The organism is Streptomyces sp. Y20 (assembly GCF_043195475.1).
Classification (GTDB): Bacteria; Actinomycetota; Actinomycetes; order Streptomycetales; family Streptomycetaceae; genus Streptomyces.
In genome coordinates this window covers 848,073-865,844 of record NZ_JBIDDP010000001.1, presented here as the reverse complement: position 1 = coordinate 865,844, position 17,772 = coordinate 848,073, and the positions used below count along the sequence as shown (strand labels likewise).

The window sequence follows — 17,772 nt, the reverse complement described above, 5'->3', positions numbered from 1 at the left end:
TTGTCAGTGCCGTGTTCTAGGGTTTTGACGTGGAACCCGACCTTTTCACCGCCGCGGCGGAAGAACGCCAGGAGAAGGACCCGGCAGGCAGCCCCCTGGCCGTGCGCATGCGCCCGCGCACCCTGGACGAGGTCGTGGGCCAGCAGCATCTGCTGAAACCCGGCTCCCCACTGCGCCGGCTGGTGGGCGAGGGCTCCGGTGGCCCCGCCGGGCCCTCCTCGGTGGTCCTGTGGGGGCCGCCCGGCACCGGCAAGACAACCCTGGCCTACGTCGTGTCGAAGGCGACCGACAAGCGGTTCGTGGAGCTGTCCGCGATCACCGCGGGCGTCAAGGAGGTCCGTGCGGTCATCGACGGCGCCCGCCGCGCCGTCGGAGGGTTCGGCAAGGAGACCGTCCTCTTCCTCGACGAGATCCACCGCTTCAGCAAGGCCCAGCAGGACTCCCTCCTGCCGGCCGTGGAGAACCGCTGGGTCACCCTGATCGCGGCCACGACGGAGAATCCGTACTTCTCGGTGATCTCCCCGCTGCTCTCCCGCTCCCTGCTCCTGACCCTGGAGCCGCTCACCGACGACGACGTCCGCGGGCTGCTCCGCCGGGCCCTCACCGACGAGCGCGGCCTGAAGGACGCCGTCGCCCTGCCCGCGGACACCGAGGAGCACCTGCTGCGGATCGCCGGCGGTGACGCCCGCCGCGCCCTGACCGCCCTGGAGGCCGCGGCCGGGGCCGCCCTGGCCCAGGGCGAGAGCGAGATCAGCCTGCGGACACTGGAGCAGACCGTCGACCGCGCCGCGGTGAAGTACGACCGCGACGGCGACCAGCACTACGACGTGGCCAGCGCCCTCATCAAGTCCATCCGCGGCTCCGACGTCGACGCGGCCCTGCACTACCTCGCCCGCATGATCGAGGCCGGCGAGGACCCCCGGTTCATCGCCCGCCGGCTGATGATCTCCGCCAGCGAGGACATCGGCCTCGCCGACCCGAACGCGCTGCCCATCGCCGTCGCCGCCGCCCAGGCCGTCGCCATGATCGGCTTCCCCGAGGCCGCGCTCACCCTCAGCCACGCCACGATCGCCCTGGCCCTCGCGCCCAAGTCCAACAGCGCGACCACCGCGATCGGCGCCGCGCGGGAGGACGTGCGCAAGGGGCTGGCCGGGCCCGTCCCGCCGCACCTGCGCGACGGGCACTACAAGGGCGCCGCCGACCTCGGTCACGCACAGGGCTATGTGTACCCGCACGACCTGCCCGAAGGCATCGCCCGGCAGCAGTACGCCCCGGACGCCCTCCGGGACCGCGCGTACTACACGCCCACCCGCCACGGCGCCGAGGCCCGGTACGCGGACGCGGTCGAGTGGACCCGCGAACACCTCGGTCGCAAGCGGTCCTGACCACCCTGTAGAATGCTGCGAAGTGCTGACTCCCGTGCCGTCAGAGCGGGAGAGCCAGCCGGAGCTCCGGTCCCTCGCGGACCGGCTCCAGGAGCGTCGCGCACCGTCGAACGGTGTCGCGGGCAGCCCACCACCCCCCGCGGTTGCGGGACGGTCGGTGGGCCACTCGCGTGCTGCACGTATGTGCCCAGACCAGGGAAGCGGCTGCCCGGCAGGTCCCCTGCGGACCCGGCGGGTTCTCCCGGCTGCGGATGCGACCTCCCTAAACGCTGACAAGCCGGAATTTCACGAAAAGAGACACAGACAGTGGCGAACCAGTCCCGCCCCAAGGTCAAGAAGTCGCGTGCCCTCGGCATCGCGCTGACCCCGAAGGCCGTCAAGTACTTCGAGGCCCGCCCCTACCCGCCGGGTGAGCACGGCCGCGGCCGCAAGCAGAACTCGGACTACAAGGTCCGTCTGCTGGAGAAGCAGCGTCTGCGCGCGCAGTACGACGTGTCCGAGCGCCAGCTCGTCCGCGCCTACGAGCGTGCCTCCAAGGTCCAGGGCAAGACCGGTGAGGCCCTGATCATCGAGCTCGAGCGCCGTCTCGACGCGCTGGTCCTGCGTTCGGGCATCGCCCGCACGATCTACCAGGCCCGCCAGATGGTCGTCCACGGCCACATCCAGGTCAACGGCCAGAAGGTCGACAAGCCGTCCTTCCGTGTCCGCCCGGACGACGTCGTGCAGGTCCGCGACCGCTCCAAGGACAAGACGCTCTTCCAGGTCGCCCGTGAGGGTGGCTTCGCCCCCGACGGCGAGACCCCGCGCTACCTCCAGGTGAACCTCCGCGCCCTGGCCTTCCGCCTGGACCGCGAGCCGAACCGCAAGGAGATCCCGGTGATCTGCGACGAGCAGCTCGTCGTCGAGTACTACGCCCGCTGATCCCGGTCACGGCCTAGGTTCTCAGCCCGCCGTCTCCCCGCCCTTCCGGGTGGGCGAGGCGGCGGGTTCGCGTTTCCCGGCCTCTCCGTGGCTCGCACCCGCGCCGCCGTCCGCGCCGCCGTCCCCGGGCACCGGCCCGCGCGGCCCCGGCAGCCCGGCCGGCGGCCGTACCCGGCCGTGTCCCAGCGCCCGGGCCACCGCCGCCTCCCGGTCCAGCCCGGCTCCCTCCCGTACGTACGCCTCGTACCGCGCGTCGCCGAGCGCCTGCCGTGCGGACGCCTCGCACCTCTCGTGCGGGGCGTTGTAGTGCGCCGAGCCGAACAGCGGCAGTCCCACCGACGGCCACAGCCGGCCCGCCGCGCCCTGGAGCACGGCCGCCTCCGCCGCGTCGCCCTCGGTCACCGCTACCAGCGCCAGCAGCTCGATCACCAGGACGCAGGCCAGCAGGTCGTGGAAGGCGTGCGCGTGGCCCAGGCAATCCGCCAGCAGCTCCCGCGCACGGGCGCTGTCCCCGTCGAGCCAGGCCGCGTACGCCAGCACGTACAGGGCGTAGGACCGGGCCCACCGCTCACCGTGGTCCTCGCACACCCGGCGCACGTCCTCGCACAGGCGCACCGCCTCCGGCAGGTCCCCCTGGAACGCCCGGGTCATCGCCAGCTCCACCTGGCCCATCAGCACGTTGCTGTTCAGCTCGCCGATCTCCTGGTAGCGGCCCAGCGCCGACCGCAGCAGCGCCTCCGCGCGGGCCATGTCGTCCGTGACCAGGGCCAGACAGCCGGTGCGGTGCTCCGCGTACGCCAGCGCCGTCGGGTCGGCCGCCCGTTGCGCCTGTTCTCGGCACGCCCGGAGGGCCTTCAGCGCGGGCACGGCGTCGCCCTGGAGGACCGCCACATAGCCGAGCACCCACAGCGCCTTCAGCCGGGACCGCTCGTACCCCGACTCCAGTTCCACGCTCCGCTCCAGCCAGCGCCGCCCCTCCGCGAGCCGCCCGCAGCCCACCCAGCAGAACCACAGCGAGCCCGCCAGGTACTGGCCGAGGTGCGCGTCCTCCGGGTCGGTCAGGGACACGTCCAGCGCGGCCCGCAGATTGGGCAGCTCGGCGTCCACCCGCGCGGCCACCTCCCGCTGCCGGGGCGAGAACCAGTCCAGCTCGCACATGGTGGCGAGACCGAGGTACCAGTCGCGGTGCCGCCGCCGCAGGCGTTCCGCGTCCCCGGCCGCCTCCAGCCAGTCGGCGCCGTAGGCCCGGACGGTGTCCAGCATCGCGTAGCGGGGGCCCGCCGGGGTCTCCTCGCGGGAGACGACGGACTGGGCGAGCAGCTCCGTCAGCACGTCCAGGACGTCCTCGGCGGCCAGCCCGTCCCCGCTGCACACGTACTCCGCCGCTTCCAGGTCGAAGGTCCGGGCGAACACCGAAAGCCGCGCCCACAGCAGCCGCTCGGCGGGCGCGCACAGCTCGTGGCTCCAGCCGATGGCCGTACGCAGCGTCTGGTGCCGGGGGAGCGCGTCCCGGCCGCCGCCGGTCAGCAGCCGGAACCGGTCGTCCAGCCGCTGGAGCAGCTGCGCGGGGGACAGCGCCCGCAGCCGCCCCGCCGCCAGCTCCAGCGCCAGCGGGATCCCGTCCAGCCGGCGGCACAGCTCCCGTACCTCGGAGCCGTCGGCCACCGTGAGGCCCTGCTCGCGAGCCCGGTCGGTGAACAGCTCCACCGCCTCGTCCTCGCCGAGCGGGGCCAGCGGGAACAGCCGCTCACCCACCAGGCCCAGCGGGCGCCGGCCCGCGGCCAGCACCCCCAGCCGCGGCAGCTTGCGCAGCAGCTCCGCCACCAGCTCGGCACAGGCCGGCGCCAGGTGCTCGAACCCGTCCAGCACCAGGAGCATCTCCCGGCCGGCCAGGTGCTCCAGCAGTGTCTCGCGGGGCAGGCGGCTGGTCCGGCCGGTCAGGCCCAGCGCCTCCATGACCGCGTACTCCACGAACTGCGGATCGCGCACGGCCGCCAGGTCCACCCGCCGCCAGCCCGCGGCCCCCGGCGCACCGGCCGCCCAGCGCGCCGCCACGCGCACGGCGAGCCGGGACTTGCCGACCCCGCCGGTGCCGGTCACGGTCACCAGCCGCGCCCGGCCGAGCGCCGCCGTCAGCGCGGCCAGTTCGGCCGACCGCCCGACGAAGGCGGTGAGTTCGAGGGGCGGATCGGCGTCCGCCCAGGGGCCGGGGGCCTGAGGACCTCGCATGGGACACGGAGCGTACTGAAGTGTGTTCACTCCGTACAATCGCTTCCCGCAACTCCGCCGATGGCGTCCCCCTGATCCGGTGCGGAGCCCCGGCCCCGGCGCGATAGGCTCGGGGCACTGCTTTTTCCATGGTTCCGATGTTCAGAGCACGTTTCAGGGAGCGGGTGCGCACAGTGTCCGGTGGAGAGGTGGCCGGGATCCTGGTGGCCGTCTTCTGGGCGATCCTGGTCTCCTTCCTCGCCGTGGCACTGGCGAGGCTGGCCCAGACGCTCAAGGCGACCACCAAGCTCGTGGCGGACGTGACCGACCAGGCGGTCCCGCTGCTGGCCGACGCCTCCCAGGCGGTGCGCTCCGCGCAGACGCAGATCGACCGGGTCGACGCGATCGCCTCGGACGTCCAGGAAGTCACGTCCAACGCCTCCGCGCTGTCCACCACCGTCGCCTCCACCTTCGGCGGCCCGCTGGTCAAGGTCGCGGCCTTCGGCTATGGCGTCCGCCGGGCCCTGGGCGGCCGCAAGGAGGACGCGCCCGCCGCGTCGTCCCGGCGTACCGTCATCGTGGGCCGGGCGGTGCCGGCCGCACGGCGCAGCAGGCGGAACCGCGGAAACACCGAAACGTAGGAGAGCCGGTCATATGTTCCGCCGCACGTTCTGGTTCACCACGGGTGCCGCCGCCGGTGTGTGGGCCACCACCAAGGTCAACCGCAAGCTCAGGCAGCTGACCCCGGAGAGCCTGGCCGTCACCGCGGCGAACAAGGCGCTGGAGACCGGTCAGCGGATGAAGGACCGCGCGGTCGGTTTCGCGCTCGACGTGCGCGACAACATGGCGCGGCGCGAGGCCGAACTGGGGGAGGCGCTGGGCATCGACGCGCCCCCCGGACCGTCCGCCCCCCGGCGGTACGCCGCCATCGAGAACGACCGCAGCAACCCCAAGTACATCGAGAACCCGACGTACACGCACAACCGGAATGAGGACTACTGATGGAGTCGGCCGAGATTCGCCGCCGCTGGCTGAGCTTCTTCGAGGAGCGCGGGCACACCGTCGTCCCTTCGGCGTCGCTCATCGCGGACGACCCGACTCTGCTCCTCGTCCCCGCCGGCATGGTGCCCTTCAAGCCCTACTTCCTGGGTGAGGTCAAGCCTCCCTTCAGCCGCGCCACCAGCGTGCAGAAATGCGTGCGCACGCCGGACATCGAAGAGGTCGGCAAGACCACGCGCCACGGCACGTTCTTCCAGATGTGCGGCAACTTCTCCTTCGGCGACTACTTCAAGGAAGGCGCCATCGAACTCGCCTGGGAGCTGCTCACCAGCCCCCAGGACAAGGGCGGTTACGGCCTCGACCCCGAGCGCCTGTGGATCACCGTCTACCAGGAGGACGACGAGGCCGAGCGGATCTGGCACGAGGTCGTCGGCGTGCCCAAGGAGCGCATCCAGCGCCTGGGCATGAAGGACAACTACTGGTCCATGGGCGTCCCCGGCCCCTGCGGCCCCTGCTCCGAGATCAACTACGACCGCGGCCCCGAGTTCGGCGCCGAGGGCGGTCCCGCCGTCAACGACGAGCGGTACGTGGAGATCTGGAACCTCGTCTTCATGCAGTACGAGCGGGGCGAGGGCATCGGCAAGGACAACTTCGAGATCCTCGGGGACCTGCCGAGCAAGAACATCGACACGGGCCTCGGCCTGGAGCGGCTCGCCATGATCCTCCAGGGCGTGCGGAACATGTACGAGATCGACACGTCGATGGCCGTCATCGAGAAGGCCACCGAGCTGACCGGTGTCCGCTACGGCGACGCCCAGGCCTCGGACGTCTCGCTCCGTGTCGTCACCGACCACATGCGCACCGCCACCATGCTCATCGGCGACGGCGTCACGCCCGGCAACGAGGGCCGCGGCTACGTGCTGCGCCGCATCATGCGCCGCGCCATCCGCAACATGCGCCTGCTAGGCGCCACCGGCCCGGTCGTCCACGACCTGATCGACGTCGTGATCGCCATGATGGGCCGGCAGTACCCCGAACTGGTCACCGACCGCGAGCGCATCGAGAAGGTCGCCGTCGCCGAGGAGAACGCCTTCCTCAAGACGCTGAAGGCCGGCACCAACATCCTCGACACCGCCGTCACCGAGACCCGGCAGTCCGGCGGCACGGTCCTCTCCGGCGACAAGGCCTTCCTGCTCCACGACACCTGGGGCTTCCCCATCGACCTCACCCTGGAGATGGCCGCCGAGCACGGCCTCTCCGTGGACGAGGACGGCTTCCGCCGCCTGATGAAGGAGCAGCGGGAGCGCGCCAAGGCCGACGCCCAGGCCAAGAAGACCGGCCACGCCGACATGGGCGCCTACCGCGAGATCGCCGACTCCGCCGGTGCCACCGACTTCACCGGCTACACCGACACCGAGAGCGAGACCACGATCGTGGGCCTCCTCGTCGACGGGGTCTCCTCGCCGGCCGCCACCGAGGGCGACGAGGTCGAGGTCGTCCTGGACCGCACGCCCTTCTACGCCGAGGGCGGCGGCCAGATCGGTGACACCGGCCGCATCAGGGTCGAGTCCGGTGCCGTCATCGAGGTCCGCGACTGCCAGAAGCCGGTCCCGGGCGTGTACGTCCACAAGGGCGTCGTCCAGGTCGGTGAGGTCACCGTCGGCGCCAGGGCCCACGCCTCGATCGACTCGCGCCGCCGCAAGGCCATCGCCCGCGCCCACTCGGCCACCCACTTGACCCACCAGGCCCTGCGGGACGCCCTCGGCCCGACGGCCGCCCAGGCCGGTTCCGAGAACCAGCCCGGCCGCTTCCGCTTCGACTTCGGCTCCCCGTCCGCCGTCCCGACGGCCGTGATGACCGACGTCGAGCAGAAGATCAACGAGGTCCTCGCCCGCGACCTCGACGTGCACGCCGAGGTCATGGGCATCGACGAGGCCAAGAAGCAGGGCGCCATCGCCGAGTTCGGCGAGAAGTACGGCGAGCGGGTCCGCGTGGTGACCATCGGCGACTTCTCCAAGGAGCTGTGCGGCGGCACGCACGTGCACAACACCGCCCAGCTGGGTCTGGTGAAGCTGCTCGGCGAGTCCTCCATCGGCTCGGGAGTGCGCCGTATCGAGGCTCTCGTCGGTGTGGACGCCTACCACTTCCTCGCCCGCGAGCACACGGTCGTCGCCCAGCTCCAGGAGCTGGTCAAGGGCCGCCCGGAGGAACTGCCGGAGAAGGTCTCCGCCATGCTCGGCAAGCTGAAGGACGCCGAGAAGGAGATCGAGCGCTTCCGCGCCGAGAAGGTGCTCCAGGCCGCCGCCGGTCTCGCCGAGTCCGCCACGGACGTGCGCGGAGTGGCCGTCGTCACCGGCCGGGTCCCGGACGGCACCACCCCGGACGACCTGCGCAGGCTGGTCCTGGACGTGCGCGGCCGGATCCAGGGCGGCCGGGCCGCCGTGGTCGCCCTGTTCACCGTCAGCAACGGCAAGCCGCTGACGGTCATCGCCACCAACGAGGCCGCCCGCGAGCGCGGGCTGAAGGCCGGTGACCTGGTGCGGACCGCCGCCAAGACCCTCGGCGGCGGCGGTGGCGGCAAGCCGGACGTCGCCCAGGGCGGCGGTCAGAACCCGGCCGCCGTCGGCGAGGCCGTCGAAGCCGTCGAGCGGCTCGTCGCCGAGACCGCCAAGTAGGGAACGGCCATCACGATGCGCACAGGACGCCGGCTCGCGATCGACGTCGGGGACGCCCGGATCGGGGTCGCCTCGTGCGACCCCGACGGGATCCTCGCCACCCCGGTGGAGACCGTTCCCGGCCGGGACGTCCCCGCCGCCCACCGCCGGTTGCGGCAACTGGTGGAGGAGTACGAGCCGATCGAGGTCGTCGTCGGTCTCCCTCGCTCCCTCAAGGGGGGCGAGGGCCCGGCAGCGGTCAAGGTGCGCGCGTTCGCCCAGGAGCTGGCCGGCGGCATCAGGCCGGTGCCGGTGCGCCTGGTGGACGAGCGGATGACGACCGTGACGGCCAGTCAGGGGCTGCGCGCCTCGGGCGTGCGGTCGAAGAAGGGCCGCGCGGTCATCGACCAGGCGGCCGCGGTCATCATTTTGCAGCAGGCCCTGGAATCCGAACGGGTGTCAGGCAGGGCACCCGGCGAAGGCGTCGAAGTGGTCATCTGATCGCGATACGGTAACGTTCCGCGCGATGCGCCGGTATTCGAACAGCCGGTGCACAGCATGAGGCGCAGCGGACACCGGCCCACCGGCCGCGTGACCGCCGGCCTCGCGGCTCTAGGGGATCGATGACTGAGTATGGCCGGGGCCCGGGCTCCGAACCGTGGCATCCGCAGGACCCGTTGCACGGGGACGGCGGATGGGAAGGACAGCAGGCCCAGCAGGGTCAGCCGTCCCCCTACGGCGGCCGGTCGCAGCACCATCCGCAGGAGCCGGAGCACGGCGACTGGAGCCGGCGGCAGCCCGGCCACGACGCACAGCAGTACCCGTACGACCAGGGACACGGCGAGCCCCGCTACGACGAGGAGTTCGCCGGGCACGCCCCGCACCAGTTCCAGCAGGGCGGCTGGGACGCCACCGGCACCCACGGCCAGGCGCCGTACGCCGCCGACCCGGGTGACCCCTACGGGCAGCAGCCCGTGGCGTACGGCGGGGAGCAGCCCGACCTGTACGGCACCGACGAGGCCTATCCGCCGCCGGTGCCGCCCAGCCGCAGACGCCCCGACCCGGCCCCGGAGCCGGAGGCGCCGGCCGGGGAGGAGCACGCCGTCCTCGCGGGCGGTGGCGTCGACGCGGACGACGACGAGGAACACGGCTTGCGGACCCGGCGCGAGCGGCGCGGCAAGAAACCCGTCAAGAGCAAGAAGGGCCGCACCGGCTGCGCCTGCATGGTGGTCGTCCTCGTCTTCGGCGGCGGCCTCGGCGGAGTCGGCTACTTCGGCTGGAAGTTCTACCAGAACCGTTTCGGCGCGGCCCCCGACTACGCGGGCAGCGGCAACGGCCACCAGGTCACGGTGGAGATCCCCAAGAACGCCGGCGGCTGGCAGATCGGCCAGAAGCTGCACGAGGCGGACGTCGTGGAGAGCGCCGCCGCGTTCGTCTCGGCGCTCCAGGCCAACCCCCAGGGCAAGTCGATCCAGGACGGCGTCTACACCCTGGAGAAGCAGATGTCCGCCGCGAGCGCGGTGCAACTGATGCTCAGCCCGAAGAGCCGCAGCAACCTGATCATCGCCGAGGGCCTGCGCAACACGGCCGTCTACGCACTGGTCGACAAGCGCCTCGAGGTGGCGGCCGGCACCACGGCACGGGTAGCGAAGAAGGAGTACAAACACCTCGGGCTGCCCGGCTGGGCGCTGAACCACCCGTATCTGAAGGATCCGCTGGAAGGCTTCCTCTATCCCTCCAGCTACGCCGTCCTCAAGGGCCAGAAACCCGAGGCCGTCCTGAAGAAGATGGTGTCCCAGGCCACCGCCAAGTTCCAGGAGCTGGGCGTGGAGAGCCGGGCCAGGTCGCTCGGCCTCGACAGCCCGTGGCAGCTGCTGACCGTGGCGAGCCTGGCGCAGGCCGAGGGCACCAGCCACGACGACTTCCGCAAGATGGCCGAGGTCGTCTACAACCGCCTCGAGCCCGACAACCCGCAGACGTACGGCCGACTGGAGTTCGACTCCACCTACAACTATGTGAAGAACCAGTCGAAGATCGACCTGAGCATCGCCGAGCTGCGTAAGTACGACAACCCCTACAACACGTACTTCTCCAAGGGCCTGCCGCCGGGTCCCATCGACAACCCCGGCGAGGAAGCGCTCAGGGGAGCGCTCGATCCGACGCACGACGGCTGGTACTACTTCATCTCGATGGACGGCAAGACCAGCAAGTTCACCAAGACGCTCGCGGACCACGAGAAGCTCGTCAACGAGTGGAACGCGTCGAGGAAGAAGAACTGACGGCGGGACGGATCTCCGGGCGTACGCGAGGAAGAACGCGGCCCGGACGCGGGGACACGCCCGCACCCGTGAGGCTCAAGGACAGGTTTCCATGACATCAAGGGCAGTCGACGGCCGCCGGGCCGCCGTGCTCGGTTCGCCCATCGCCCACTCCCTCTCCCCGGTGCTGCACCGCGCCGCCTACGACGCGCTCGGGCTCACCGGCTGGACCTACGACAGCTTCGAGGTCGACGAGGCCGCCCTGCCCGGCTTCCTGGGCCGGCTCGGACCGGAATGGGCGGGGCTGTCGCTGACCATGCCGCTGAAACGGGCGATCATGCCCCTGCTGGACCAGGTCAGCGAGACGGCGGCCTCCGTCGACGCGGTCAACACGGTCGTCCTCACCGAGGACGGCCGCCGGATCGGCGACAACACCGACATCCCGGGCATGGTGGCCGCCCTGCGCGAGCACGGCATCGAGCAGGTCGACTCCGCCGCGGTCCTCGGCGCCGGCGCCACCGCGTCCTCCGCGCTCGCCGCGCTGGCCCGCGTCTGCACCGGCGAGGTCGTCGCCTACGTCCGCAGCGCGGCCCGCGCCGCCGAGATGCGGCAGTGGGGCGAGCGCCTCGACGTGGAGGTCCGTACGGCCGACTGGACCGACGCCGCCGAGGCACTTCGCGCCCCGCTGGTGATCGCCACCACGCCCGCCGGGACGACCGATGCCCTCGCCACCGCCGTACCCGAACGCCCCGCCACCCTCTTCGACGTGCTGTACGAGCCTTGGCCCACCGAGCTGGCGGCGCGCTGGTCCATGTTCGGCGGCGCCGTGGTCAGCGGCCTGGACCTGCTGGTGCACCAGGCCGTCCTCCAGGTCGAGCGGATGACCGGGCGGGCGCCGGCGCCGGTCGAGGCCATGCGCCGCGCCGGCGAGCACGCGCTCGCCGCCCGCTGACACCGCCGCGAGGCGTCCGTCCTGTGGACCGGAGGCCGCCGCGCCCCCCGGACGTGGGAGGATCGGGGGTGGCGTACCGGGATCGCGCACCCGGTCGCGCCGTCGACGTACGCGCACACCCGCGTACGCCGGGCAGTACCGGGCGCGAACACTGAGGAGCATCGTTGAGCAGGCTGCGTTGGCTGACCGCGGGCGAGTCGCACGGTCCCGCACTTGTCGCGACGCTGGAGGGCCTTCCCGCCGGCGTGCCGATCACCACGGAGATGGTGGCGGACCACCTTGCGCGGCGGCGGCTCGGCTACGGCCGCGGTGCGCGCATGAAGTTCGAGCGCGACGAGGTCACCTTCCTGGGCGGGGTCCGGCACGGCCTGACCCTCGGCTCCCCGGTCGCGGTCATGGTGGGCAACACCGAGTGGCCGAAGTGGGAGCAGGTCATGGCGGCCGACCCGGTCGACCCCGAGGTGCTGGGCGGCCTGGCCCGCAATGCCCCGCTGACCCGCCCGCGCCCCGGCCACGCCGACCTCGCCGGCATGCAGAAGTACGGCTTCGACGAGGCCCGCCCGATCCTGGAGCGCGCCTCCGCCCGTGAGACCGCCGCCCGGGTGGCACTCGGCGCGGTCGCCCGGTCGTACCTGAAGGAGACGGCCGGCATCGAGATCGTCTCCCACGTCGTGGAGCTGGCCGCCGCCAAGGCCCCGTACGGCGTCCACCCCACCCCGGCCGACGTCGAGAGGCTCGACGCCGACCCGGTGCGCTGCCTGGACGCCGACGCCTCGAAGGCGATGGTCGCGGAGATCGACCAGGCACACAAGGACGGCGACACGCTCGGCGGCGTGGTCGAGGTGCTGGCCTACGGCGTGCCGGTCGGCCTCGGCTCGCACGTGCACTGGGACCGGCGCCTGGACGCCCGCCTGGCCGCCGCCCTCATGGGCATCCAGGCGATCAAGGGCGTCGAGGTCGGCGACGGCTTCGGCCTGGCCCGGGTGCCCGGCTCCCAGGCGCACGACGAGATCGTCACCACCCCCGAGGGCATCCGCCGCTCCACCGGCCGTTCCGGCGGCACCGAGGGCGGTCTCACCACCGGTGAGCTGCTGCGCGTCCGCGCGGCCATGAAGCCGATCGCGACCGTGCCCCGGGCCCTGCGGACGGTGGACGTCGTCACCGGCGAGGCCACCCAGGCCCACCACCAGCGGTCCGACGTCTGCGCGGTCCCGGCCGCCGGCATCGTCGCCGAGGCCATGGTCGCGCTCGTCCTCGCCGACGCGGTCGCCGAGAAGTTCGGCGGCGACTCCGTCCCCGAGACCCGCCGCAACGTGCAGTCCTACCTCGACAACCTCGCGATCCGGTGAGTGCCGTGCCAGCGGTCGTCCTGATCGGACCGATGGGTGTCGGCAAGTCCACCGTCGGCCGGCTCCTGGCCGAGCGCCTCGGCGCCGGCTACCGGGACACCGACGAGGACATCGTCGCCGCCGAGGGCCGCGCCATCGCCGAGATCTTCGTGGACGAGGGCGAGGACGCCTTCCGTGCGCTCGAGAAGCGGGCGGTGGCGACCGCGCTCGCCGAGCACGAGGGCGTCGTCGCGCTCGGCGGCGGTGCCGTCCTCGACCCGGACACCCGCGCCGCGCTCGCCGGGCACCGGGTGATCTACCTCTCGATGGAGGTCGAGGAGGCCGTCAGGCGCACCGGGCTCAACGTGGCCCGTCCGCTGCTCGCGGTCAACCCGCGCAAGCAGTGGCGCGAGCTGATGGAGGCGCGGCGGCACCTGTACGAGGAGGTCGCCACCGCCGTGGTGCCGACGGACGGCCGCACCCCCGAAGAGGTCACGCAAGCAGCGCTGGACGCACTGGAGTTGAAACAAGCATGAGCGAGGCAGTCACCCGGATCCAGGTCGCGGGCACCGCGGGCACCGACCCGTACGAGGTGCTCGTCGGCCGGCAACTGCTGGGCGAGCTGCCCGGGTTGATCGGGGAGCAGGCCAAGCGGGTCGCGGTGATCCACCCGGAGTCGCTGGCCGAGACCGGCGACGCGCTCCGCGCCGACCTGGCCGGTCAGGGGTACGAGACCGTCGCCATCCAGGTGCCCAACGCGGAGGAGGCCAAGACCGCCGAGGTCGCCGCCTACTGCTGGAAGGCGCTCGGCCAGTCCGGCTTCACCCGCACCGACGCCGTCGTCGGCGTCGGCGGCGGCTCGACCACGGACCTGGCCGGCTTCGTCGCCGCGACCTGGCTGCGCGGGGTGCGCTGGATCGCCGTCCCGACCACCGTGCTGGCCATGGTGGACGCGGCGGTCGGTGGCAAGACCGGTATCAACACCGCCGAGGGCAAGAACCTGGTCGGCGCCTTCCACCCGCCGGCCGGCGTGCTGTGCGACCTTGCCGCGCTGGACTCCCTCCCGGTCCACGACTACGTCTCCGGCCTCGCCGAGGTGATCAAGGCCGGTTTCATCGCCGACCCGGTGATCCTGGACCTGATCGAGGCCGACCCCGAGGCCGCCCGGACCCCGGCGGGCCCGCACACGGCCGAGCTGATCGAGCGGTCGATCCGGGTCAAGGCGGAGGTCGTCTCCTCGGACCTCAAGGAGTCCGGTCCGCGCGAGATCCTGAACTACGGTCACACGCTCGGCCACGCCATCGAGAAGAACGAGCGTTACAAGTGGAGGCACGGGGCCGCGGTCGCCGTAGGCATGCACTTCGCCGCCGAACTCGGCCGCCTGGCGGGCCGCCTGGACGACGCGACGGCCGACCGGCACCGCGCCATCCTGGAGTCCGTCGGCCTGCCGCTGCACTACCGCTACGACCAGTGGCCCAAGCTGCTGGAGACGATGAAGGTGGACAAGAAGTCCCGCGGTGACCTGCTGCGCTTCGTCGTGCTGGACGGCCTGGCCCGGCCTACCCTGCTGGAGGGCCCGGACCCGGCCGTCCTGCTCGCCGCCTACGGCGAGGTCGGCCAGTAGGCCCCACATTCCTTACGGGTAACACCGGGTTCCGTTTCCAGCGTCCGGTTCCTGCGTTCCGGCGCCGCGTCTTCGGCGGTGTCTGCGGCGGTCCGTGCTTCTTCCCGTCGGAACGGGCACTTCGGGCCGCCCCCGGTCGTTTCACCGAACGACGGCCGGGGACGGTACCGTTCGGAAGGCGAGCGGGGGCGCACCCTCGCTGCCGGCGCCAATTGCCTGTACCGGGTGAGCTGGAGAGGCGTGTCGACACCGACTCGGACGCCTCGGCGCCGACGAGCCAAGACGACGAGACGGAGTGGCAACGGATGCAGCACGCAGTCGGGTCTCCGCTGCCGCCGCCCCACCAGCCGGGGCAGGCACCGCACACCGGCTGGGCGCCGGCCGCACACCACCCGGGGCCGCCCCCGGGCGCCTCCCCGGGGCCCGCCCCCGTCCCACCGCCGGGCCTCCGCGTCCCGCCCGGCCCGCCGCCGCGGGTCCCGCAGCAACCCCCCGCCGGCTCCGCCCCGGTGCCGCCCGCGCCCCCGAGGCACGCGCCCCCTCAGTCCGTCCCCGGCCCGCCGCCGGCCCCTGATACCACCGGGCACGTGCCGCTGCCACCCGGCGGCCCGGTCGGCGTGCCGTCGGCGCCGCCCGCCATGGTCACGGTCCCGGACCCGGCGGCCACCACCCTCGCCGTCCTCCTCATCGGTCCGGCGGGCGCGGGCAAGACCAGCGTCGCCAAGTACTGGGCGGACCACCGCCGCGTCCCCACGGCCCACATCAGCCTGGACGACGTCCGCGAATGGGTCCGCTCCGGTTTCGCCGACCCCCAGTCCGGCTGGAACGACAACTCCGAGGCGCAGTACCGCCTGGCCCGCCGCACCTGCGGCTTCGCCGCCCGGAACTTCCTCGCCAACGGCATCTCCTGCATCCTGGACGACGCCGTCTTCCCGGACCGCCCGGTCGTGGGCCTCGGCGGCTGGAAGCGGCACGTGGGCCCCGGTCTGCTCCCGGTCGTCCTCCTGCCGGGCCTGGACGTCGTCCTGGAGCGCAACGCCGAACGCAGCGGGAACCGCCGCCTCACCGACGAGGAGGTGGCCCGCATCCACGGCCGCATGGCCGGCTGGTACGGCTCGGGCCTGCCGATCATCGACAACTCCCAGCTGGACGTCCCCGCGACGGCCCGCGTCCTGGACGAGGTCCTGGCGAGAGCCATAGCGAGCCCGCCGAGCTGGTGAACGGGGGAGCGGCGCCTCCCGCCCGGGCCACGCGAAACGACGCGAGCGACCCGGCACGCGCCGCACACGCGCGCCGCTGGTGAGCCGGGCACCGCTTCGCCCGGTCCCCAGCGCCTGCGAAGACGCGTGCCGTGCCTCGGGCCGGCGGAACCGCAACCACGCCGCGAGGCGCCGCACGAAGTCCCGGGGCCCACTGAGCCGAGCCGCGCTGCGAGGCGCCGCTGAGCCGCGCCCCGATGCGCTGCTGAGCCCGCGCTGCGAGGCGCGGTCGAGCCGGCCCCGGGGCTGCGGAGCCGAGCCCGATGCGTCACTGAGCCGGCCCCGGGCCCGCTGAGCCGTGCTCCAGGCCCCTTGCCACCGGCTCCCGGAATCACCGGAACCCGGCCCAGGGCGGCGAAGTCCCGTCACCGCGGCCCTGTGCGACCGGCTCCGGAATCCCACGCAGCCGCGCGCCGGGGCGTCCGGAAGGCCGGGGCCGGGGCACCGCGGACCCTGCCCCGGGCATACGGAGCCGATTCCGGGCATGCGGAGCCGGCGCCCTGGGCATGCGAAACCCGCATCGGGCAGGCGGAGCCCCCGCCCGCGTGCCGCTGAGTCGCGCCCCGAGGCCCTGTGCGACCGGCGCCGGAATCCCACGCAGCCGCGTCGCAGGGCGTCCGGAAGGCCGGGGCCGGGGCACGGCAGGGTCCCCGCCCCGGGCGTGCGGATCGTCCGTCCCGGGCCCCACGGAGCCGCGTGCCGCTGAGTCGCGCCCCGAGGCCCTGTGCGACCGGCGCCGGAATCCCACGCAGCCGCGTCCCAGGGCGTCCGGAGGCAGGGGGCGGGGCACGGCAGGGTCCCCGCCCCGGGCGTGCGGATCGTCCGTCCCGGGCCCCACGGTGCCGTGTCCCGCTGAGTCGCGCCCTGCGGCCCTGTGCGACCGGCGCCGGAATCCCAGGCAGCCGCGTCCCAGGGCGTCCGGAAGGCAGGGGCCGGGGCACCGCGGACCCCCGCCCCCTCGGCTTCCCTCCCCACTCGGCCCTTGCCAACCGGCACAATCCGGGCAGAACTCCTACGCTCATCTCATGTCAGAGGTGTACGCGAACCGCCGATCCCGGCTGAGGGACCGCTGTAACGCGGCCGGCGCCCCCGCCGCCCTGGTCAGCCGCCCCGCCAACGTGCGCTATCTGGCGGGGGCCGCCCCCCAGGGCGCCGTCCTCCTGCTCGGCAGGCGCGAGGACCTCCTGGTGTGCGCGGGTACGCCGGGCGACCGCCCCACCGAGGGCCGGCCGGACGAGAACGTGCGCCTGCACATCCTCGCGTCCCCCGGAGGCGACCCGGCGGTCGCCGCGGCCGACCTCGCCCTGGGGCAGGACGCCGACGGCCTCGCCGTGGAGGAACACCACCTCACCGTCAGCCGGCACCGGGCCATCACGTCCGTCGCCCCCGGACTCCGCCTGGTCGACCTCGGCGGTGCCGTGGAGCAGCTCAGGGTGGTCAAGGACGAGGAGGAGATCTCCTGCCTCCGCATCGGCGCCGAGATCGCCGACCAGGCCCTCGGTGAGCTGCTGGAGTCCATTCTGGTCGGCCGCACCGAGCGGCACCTCGCGCTGGAGCTGGAGCGGCGCCTGGTCGACCACGGCGCCGACGGCCCTGCCTTCCCGACGTCCGTGGCCACCGGTCCGCACGCCGGCCGCCGCGGCCACCGCCCCACCGACCGGCGCGTGGAGGAGGGCGACTTCCTCACCGTGTGCCTCGGCGCCACCTACCGCGGCTACCGCTGCGAGATCGGCCGCACCTTCGTGATCGGCACCTCGCCCGCGGACTGGCAGATCGAGCTGTACGACCTCGTGTTCGCCGCTCAGCGGGCCGGACGCGAGTCCCTGGCACCCGGCACCGCCTACCGTGACGTGGACCGCGCGGCACGGCAGGTACTGGACTCCGCGGGCTATGCGGAGTCCATGCCGCCGCTGACCGGACACGGGGTCGGACTCGAAATCGACGAGGACCCGCAGCTGGCCCCCGCGGCCATGGGTAAACTGGACGCTTGCGTGCCGGTCACCGTCGAACCGGGGGTCCACCTCCCGGGCCGGGGCGGCGTCCGGATCGATGACACGCTCGTCGTGCGCCCCGAGGCGGACGGCGGACCCGAGCTACTCACCATCACGACCAAGGAGCTGCTCGCGCTCTGAGCGACCCCAGGGGCATTGCCCCGGGGGCGCTGGGCGCGTGACCCGGGGTCGT

The 17,772-nt window shown here is 73.0% G+C and carries 14 protein-coding genes; 13 read left to right on the top strand and 1 reads right to left on the bottom strand.

Annotated elements, in window-relative coordinates; translation table 11 throughout:
- Positions 1-29: 29 nt before the first annotated feature.
- Both ACGFT1_RS03665 and rpsD read left to right on the top strand, forming a co-directional pair.
- Positions 30-1,385 (top strand): replication-associated recombination protein A, encoded by a 1,356-nt coding sequence (locus tag ACGFT1_RS03665; RefSeq protein WP_373907364.1) that lies wholly within the window; start codon positions 30-32, stop codon positions 1,383-1,385.
- 306 nt (positions 1,386-1,691) lie between these two features.
- On the top strand, positions 1,692-2,306 hold the full coding sequence (rpsD, locus tag ACGFT1_RS03660) for a 30S ribosomal protein S4 (RefSeq protein WP_121789752.1): 615 nt from the start codon (positions 1,692-1,694) through the stop codon (positions 2,304-2,306).
- Positions 2,307-2,327: 21 nt separating this feature from the next.
- Here rpsD and ACGFT1_RS03655 read toward each other — a convergent pair whose 3' ends face one another.
- On the bottom strand, positions 2,328-4,535 hold the full coding sequence (locus ACGFT1_RS03655) for a regulator (RefSeq protein WP_373907363.1): 2,208 nt from the start codon (positions 4,533-4,535) through the stop codon (positions 2,328-2,330).
- 164 nt (positions 4,536-4,699) lie between these two features.
- Between ACGFT1_RS03655 and ACGFT1_RS03650 the strand changes: the two genes are divergently transcribed.
- The 11 genes from ACGFT1_RS03650 to ACGFT1_RS03600 all read left to right on the top strand — a co-directional run bounded on the left by ACGFT1_RS03650 (position 4,700) and on the right by ACGFT1_RS03600 (position 17,720).
- Positions 4,700-5,155, top strand: a complete 456-nt coding sequence (locus ACGFT1_RS03650) for a DUF948 domain-containing protein (protein WP_373907661.1) — start codon at positions 4,700-4,702, stop codon at positions 5,153-5,155.
- A 13-nt stretch (positions 5,156-5,168) separates the two neighbouring features.
- Complete coding sequence (locus ACGFT1_RS03645; RefSeq protein ID WP_373907362.1) at positions 5,169-5,516, top strand: hypothetical protein; 348 nt, start codon at positions 5,169-5,171, stop codon at positions 5,514-5,516.
- The gene (gene alaS / locus ACGFT1_RS03640; RefSeq protein WP_373907361.1) at positions 5,516-8,188 is read left to right on the top strand and encodes an alanine--tRNA ligase; all 2,673 of its coding nucleotides are present in this window, start codon (positions 5,516-5,518) and stop codon (positions 8,186-8,188) included. Before ACGFT1_RS03645 ends, alaS begins: the two co-directional genes overlap by 1 nt.
- A 15-nt stretch (positions 8,189-8,203) precedes the next feature.
- Positions 8,204-8,668 carry a Holliday junction resolvase RuvX gene (ruvX, locus tag ACGFT1_RS03635; protein ID WP_373907360.1) on the top strand — a complete coding sequence of 155 codons (465 nt, stop codon included), beginning with the start codon at positions 8,204-8,206 and terminating at the stop codon, positions 8,666-8,668.
- Between the two features lie 122 nt (positions 8,669-8,790).
- Entirely contained in the window at positions 8,791-10,446 is a 1,656-nt protein-coding gene (mltG, locus tag ACGFT1_RS03630) for an endolytic transglycosylase MltG (protein WP_373907359.1), read from the top strand.
- Positions 10,447-10,537: 91 nt separating this feature from the next.
- The gene (locus tag ACGFT1_RS03625) at positions 10,538-11,377 is read left to right on the top strand and encodes a shikimate dehydrogenase (protein ID WP_373907358.1); all 840 of its coding nucleotides are present in this window, start codon (positions 10,538-10,540) and stop codon (positions 11,375-11,377) included.
- Positions 11,378-11,541: 164 nt separating this feature from the next.
- The gene (aroC, locus tag ACGFT1_RS03620) at positions 11,542-12,726 is read left to right on the top strand and encodes a chorismate synthase (protein WP_373907357.1); all 1,185 of its coding nucleotides are present in this window, start codon (positions 11,542-11,544) and stop codon (positions 12,724-12,726) included.
- A gap of 32 nt (positions 12,727-12,758) precedes the next feature.
- The gene (locus ACGFT1_RS03615) at positions 12,759-13,241 is read left to right on the top strand and encodes a shikimate kinase (protein ID WP_373907660.1); all 483 of its coding nucleotides are present in this window, start codon (positions 12,759-12,761) and stop codon (positions 13,239-13,241) included.
- Positions 13,238-14,329 carry a 3-dehydroquinate synthase gene (aroB, locus tag ACGFT1_RS03610; protein WP_373907356.1) on the top strand — a complete coding sequence of 364 codons (1,092 nt, stop codon included), beginning with the start codon at positions 13,238-13,240 and terminating at the stop codon, positions 14,327-14,329. The genes ACGFT1_RS03615 and aroB overlap by 4 nt, the downstream gene beginning before the upstream one ends.
- A 305-nt stretch (positions 14,330-14,634) precedes the next feature.
- Positions 14,635-15,549: a Pro-rich N-terminal domain-containing protein gene (locus tag ACGFT1_RS03605; protein ID WP_373907355.1), complete on the top strand. Its 915-nt coding sequence runs from the start codon at positions 14,635-14,637 to the stop codon at positions 15,547-15,549.
- A gap of 1,064 nt (positions 15,550-16,613) precedes the next feature.
- Positions 16,614-17,720: an aminopeptidase P family protein gene (locus tag ACGFT1_RS03600; protein WP_373907354.1), complete on the top strand. Its 1,107-nt coding sequence runs from the start codon at positions 16,614-16,616 to the stop codon at positions 17,718-17,720.
- The last annotated feature ends 52 nt before the right edge of the window (positions 17,721-17,772 follow it).

Excerpts from the sequence above, each read along its gene's own strand:
- ACGFT1_RS03655 (WP_373907363.1), bottom strand. The coding sequence starts at position 4,535 with ATGCGAGGTCCTCAGGCCCCCGGCCCCTGGGCGGACGCCGATCCGCCC.
- ACGFT1_RS03645 (WP_373907362.1), top strand. The coding sequence starts at position 5,169 with ATGTTCCGCCGCACGTTCTGGTTCACCACGGGTGCCGCCGCCGGTGTG.
- alaS (WP_373907361.1), top strand. The coding sequence starts at position 5,516 with ATGGAGTCGGCCGAGATTCGCCGCCGCTGGCTGAGCTTCTTCGAGGAG.
- ruvX (WP_373907360.1), top strand. The coding sequence starts at position 8,204 with ATGCGCACAGGACGCCGGCTCGCGATCGACGTCGGGGACGCCCGGATC.
- mltG (WP_373907359.1), top strand. The coding sequence starts at position 8,791 with ATGACTGAGTATGGCCGGGGCCCGGGCTCCGAACCGTGGCATCCGCAG.
- ACGFT1_RS03625 (WP_373907358.1), top strand. The coding sequence starts at position 10,538 with ATGACATCAAGGGCAGTCGACGGCCGCCGGGCCGCCGTGCTCGGTTCG.
- ACGFT1_RS03615 (WP_373907660.1), top strand. The coding sequence starts at position 12,759 with ATGGGTGTCGGCAAGTCCACCGTCGGCCGGCTCCTGGCCGAGCGCCTC.
- aroB (WP_373907356.1), top strand. The coding sequence starts at position 13,238 with ATGAGCGAGGCAGTCACCCGGATCCAGGTCGCGGGCACCGCGGGCACC.
- ACGFT1_RS03605 (WP_373907355.1), top strand. The coding sequence starts at position 14,635 with ATGCAGCACGCAGTCGGGTCTCCGCTGCCGCCGCCCCACCAGCCGGGG.
- ACGFT1_RS03600 (WP_373907354.1), top strand. The coding sequence starts at position 16,614 with ATGTCAGAGGTGTACGCGAACCGCCGATCCCGGCTGAGGGACCGCTGT.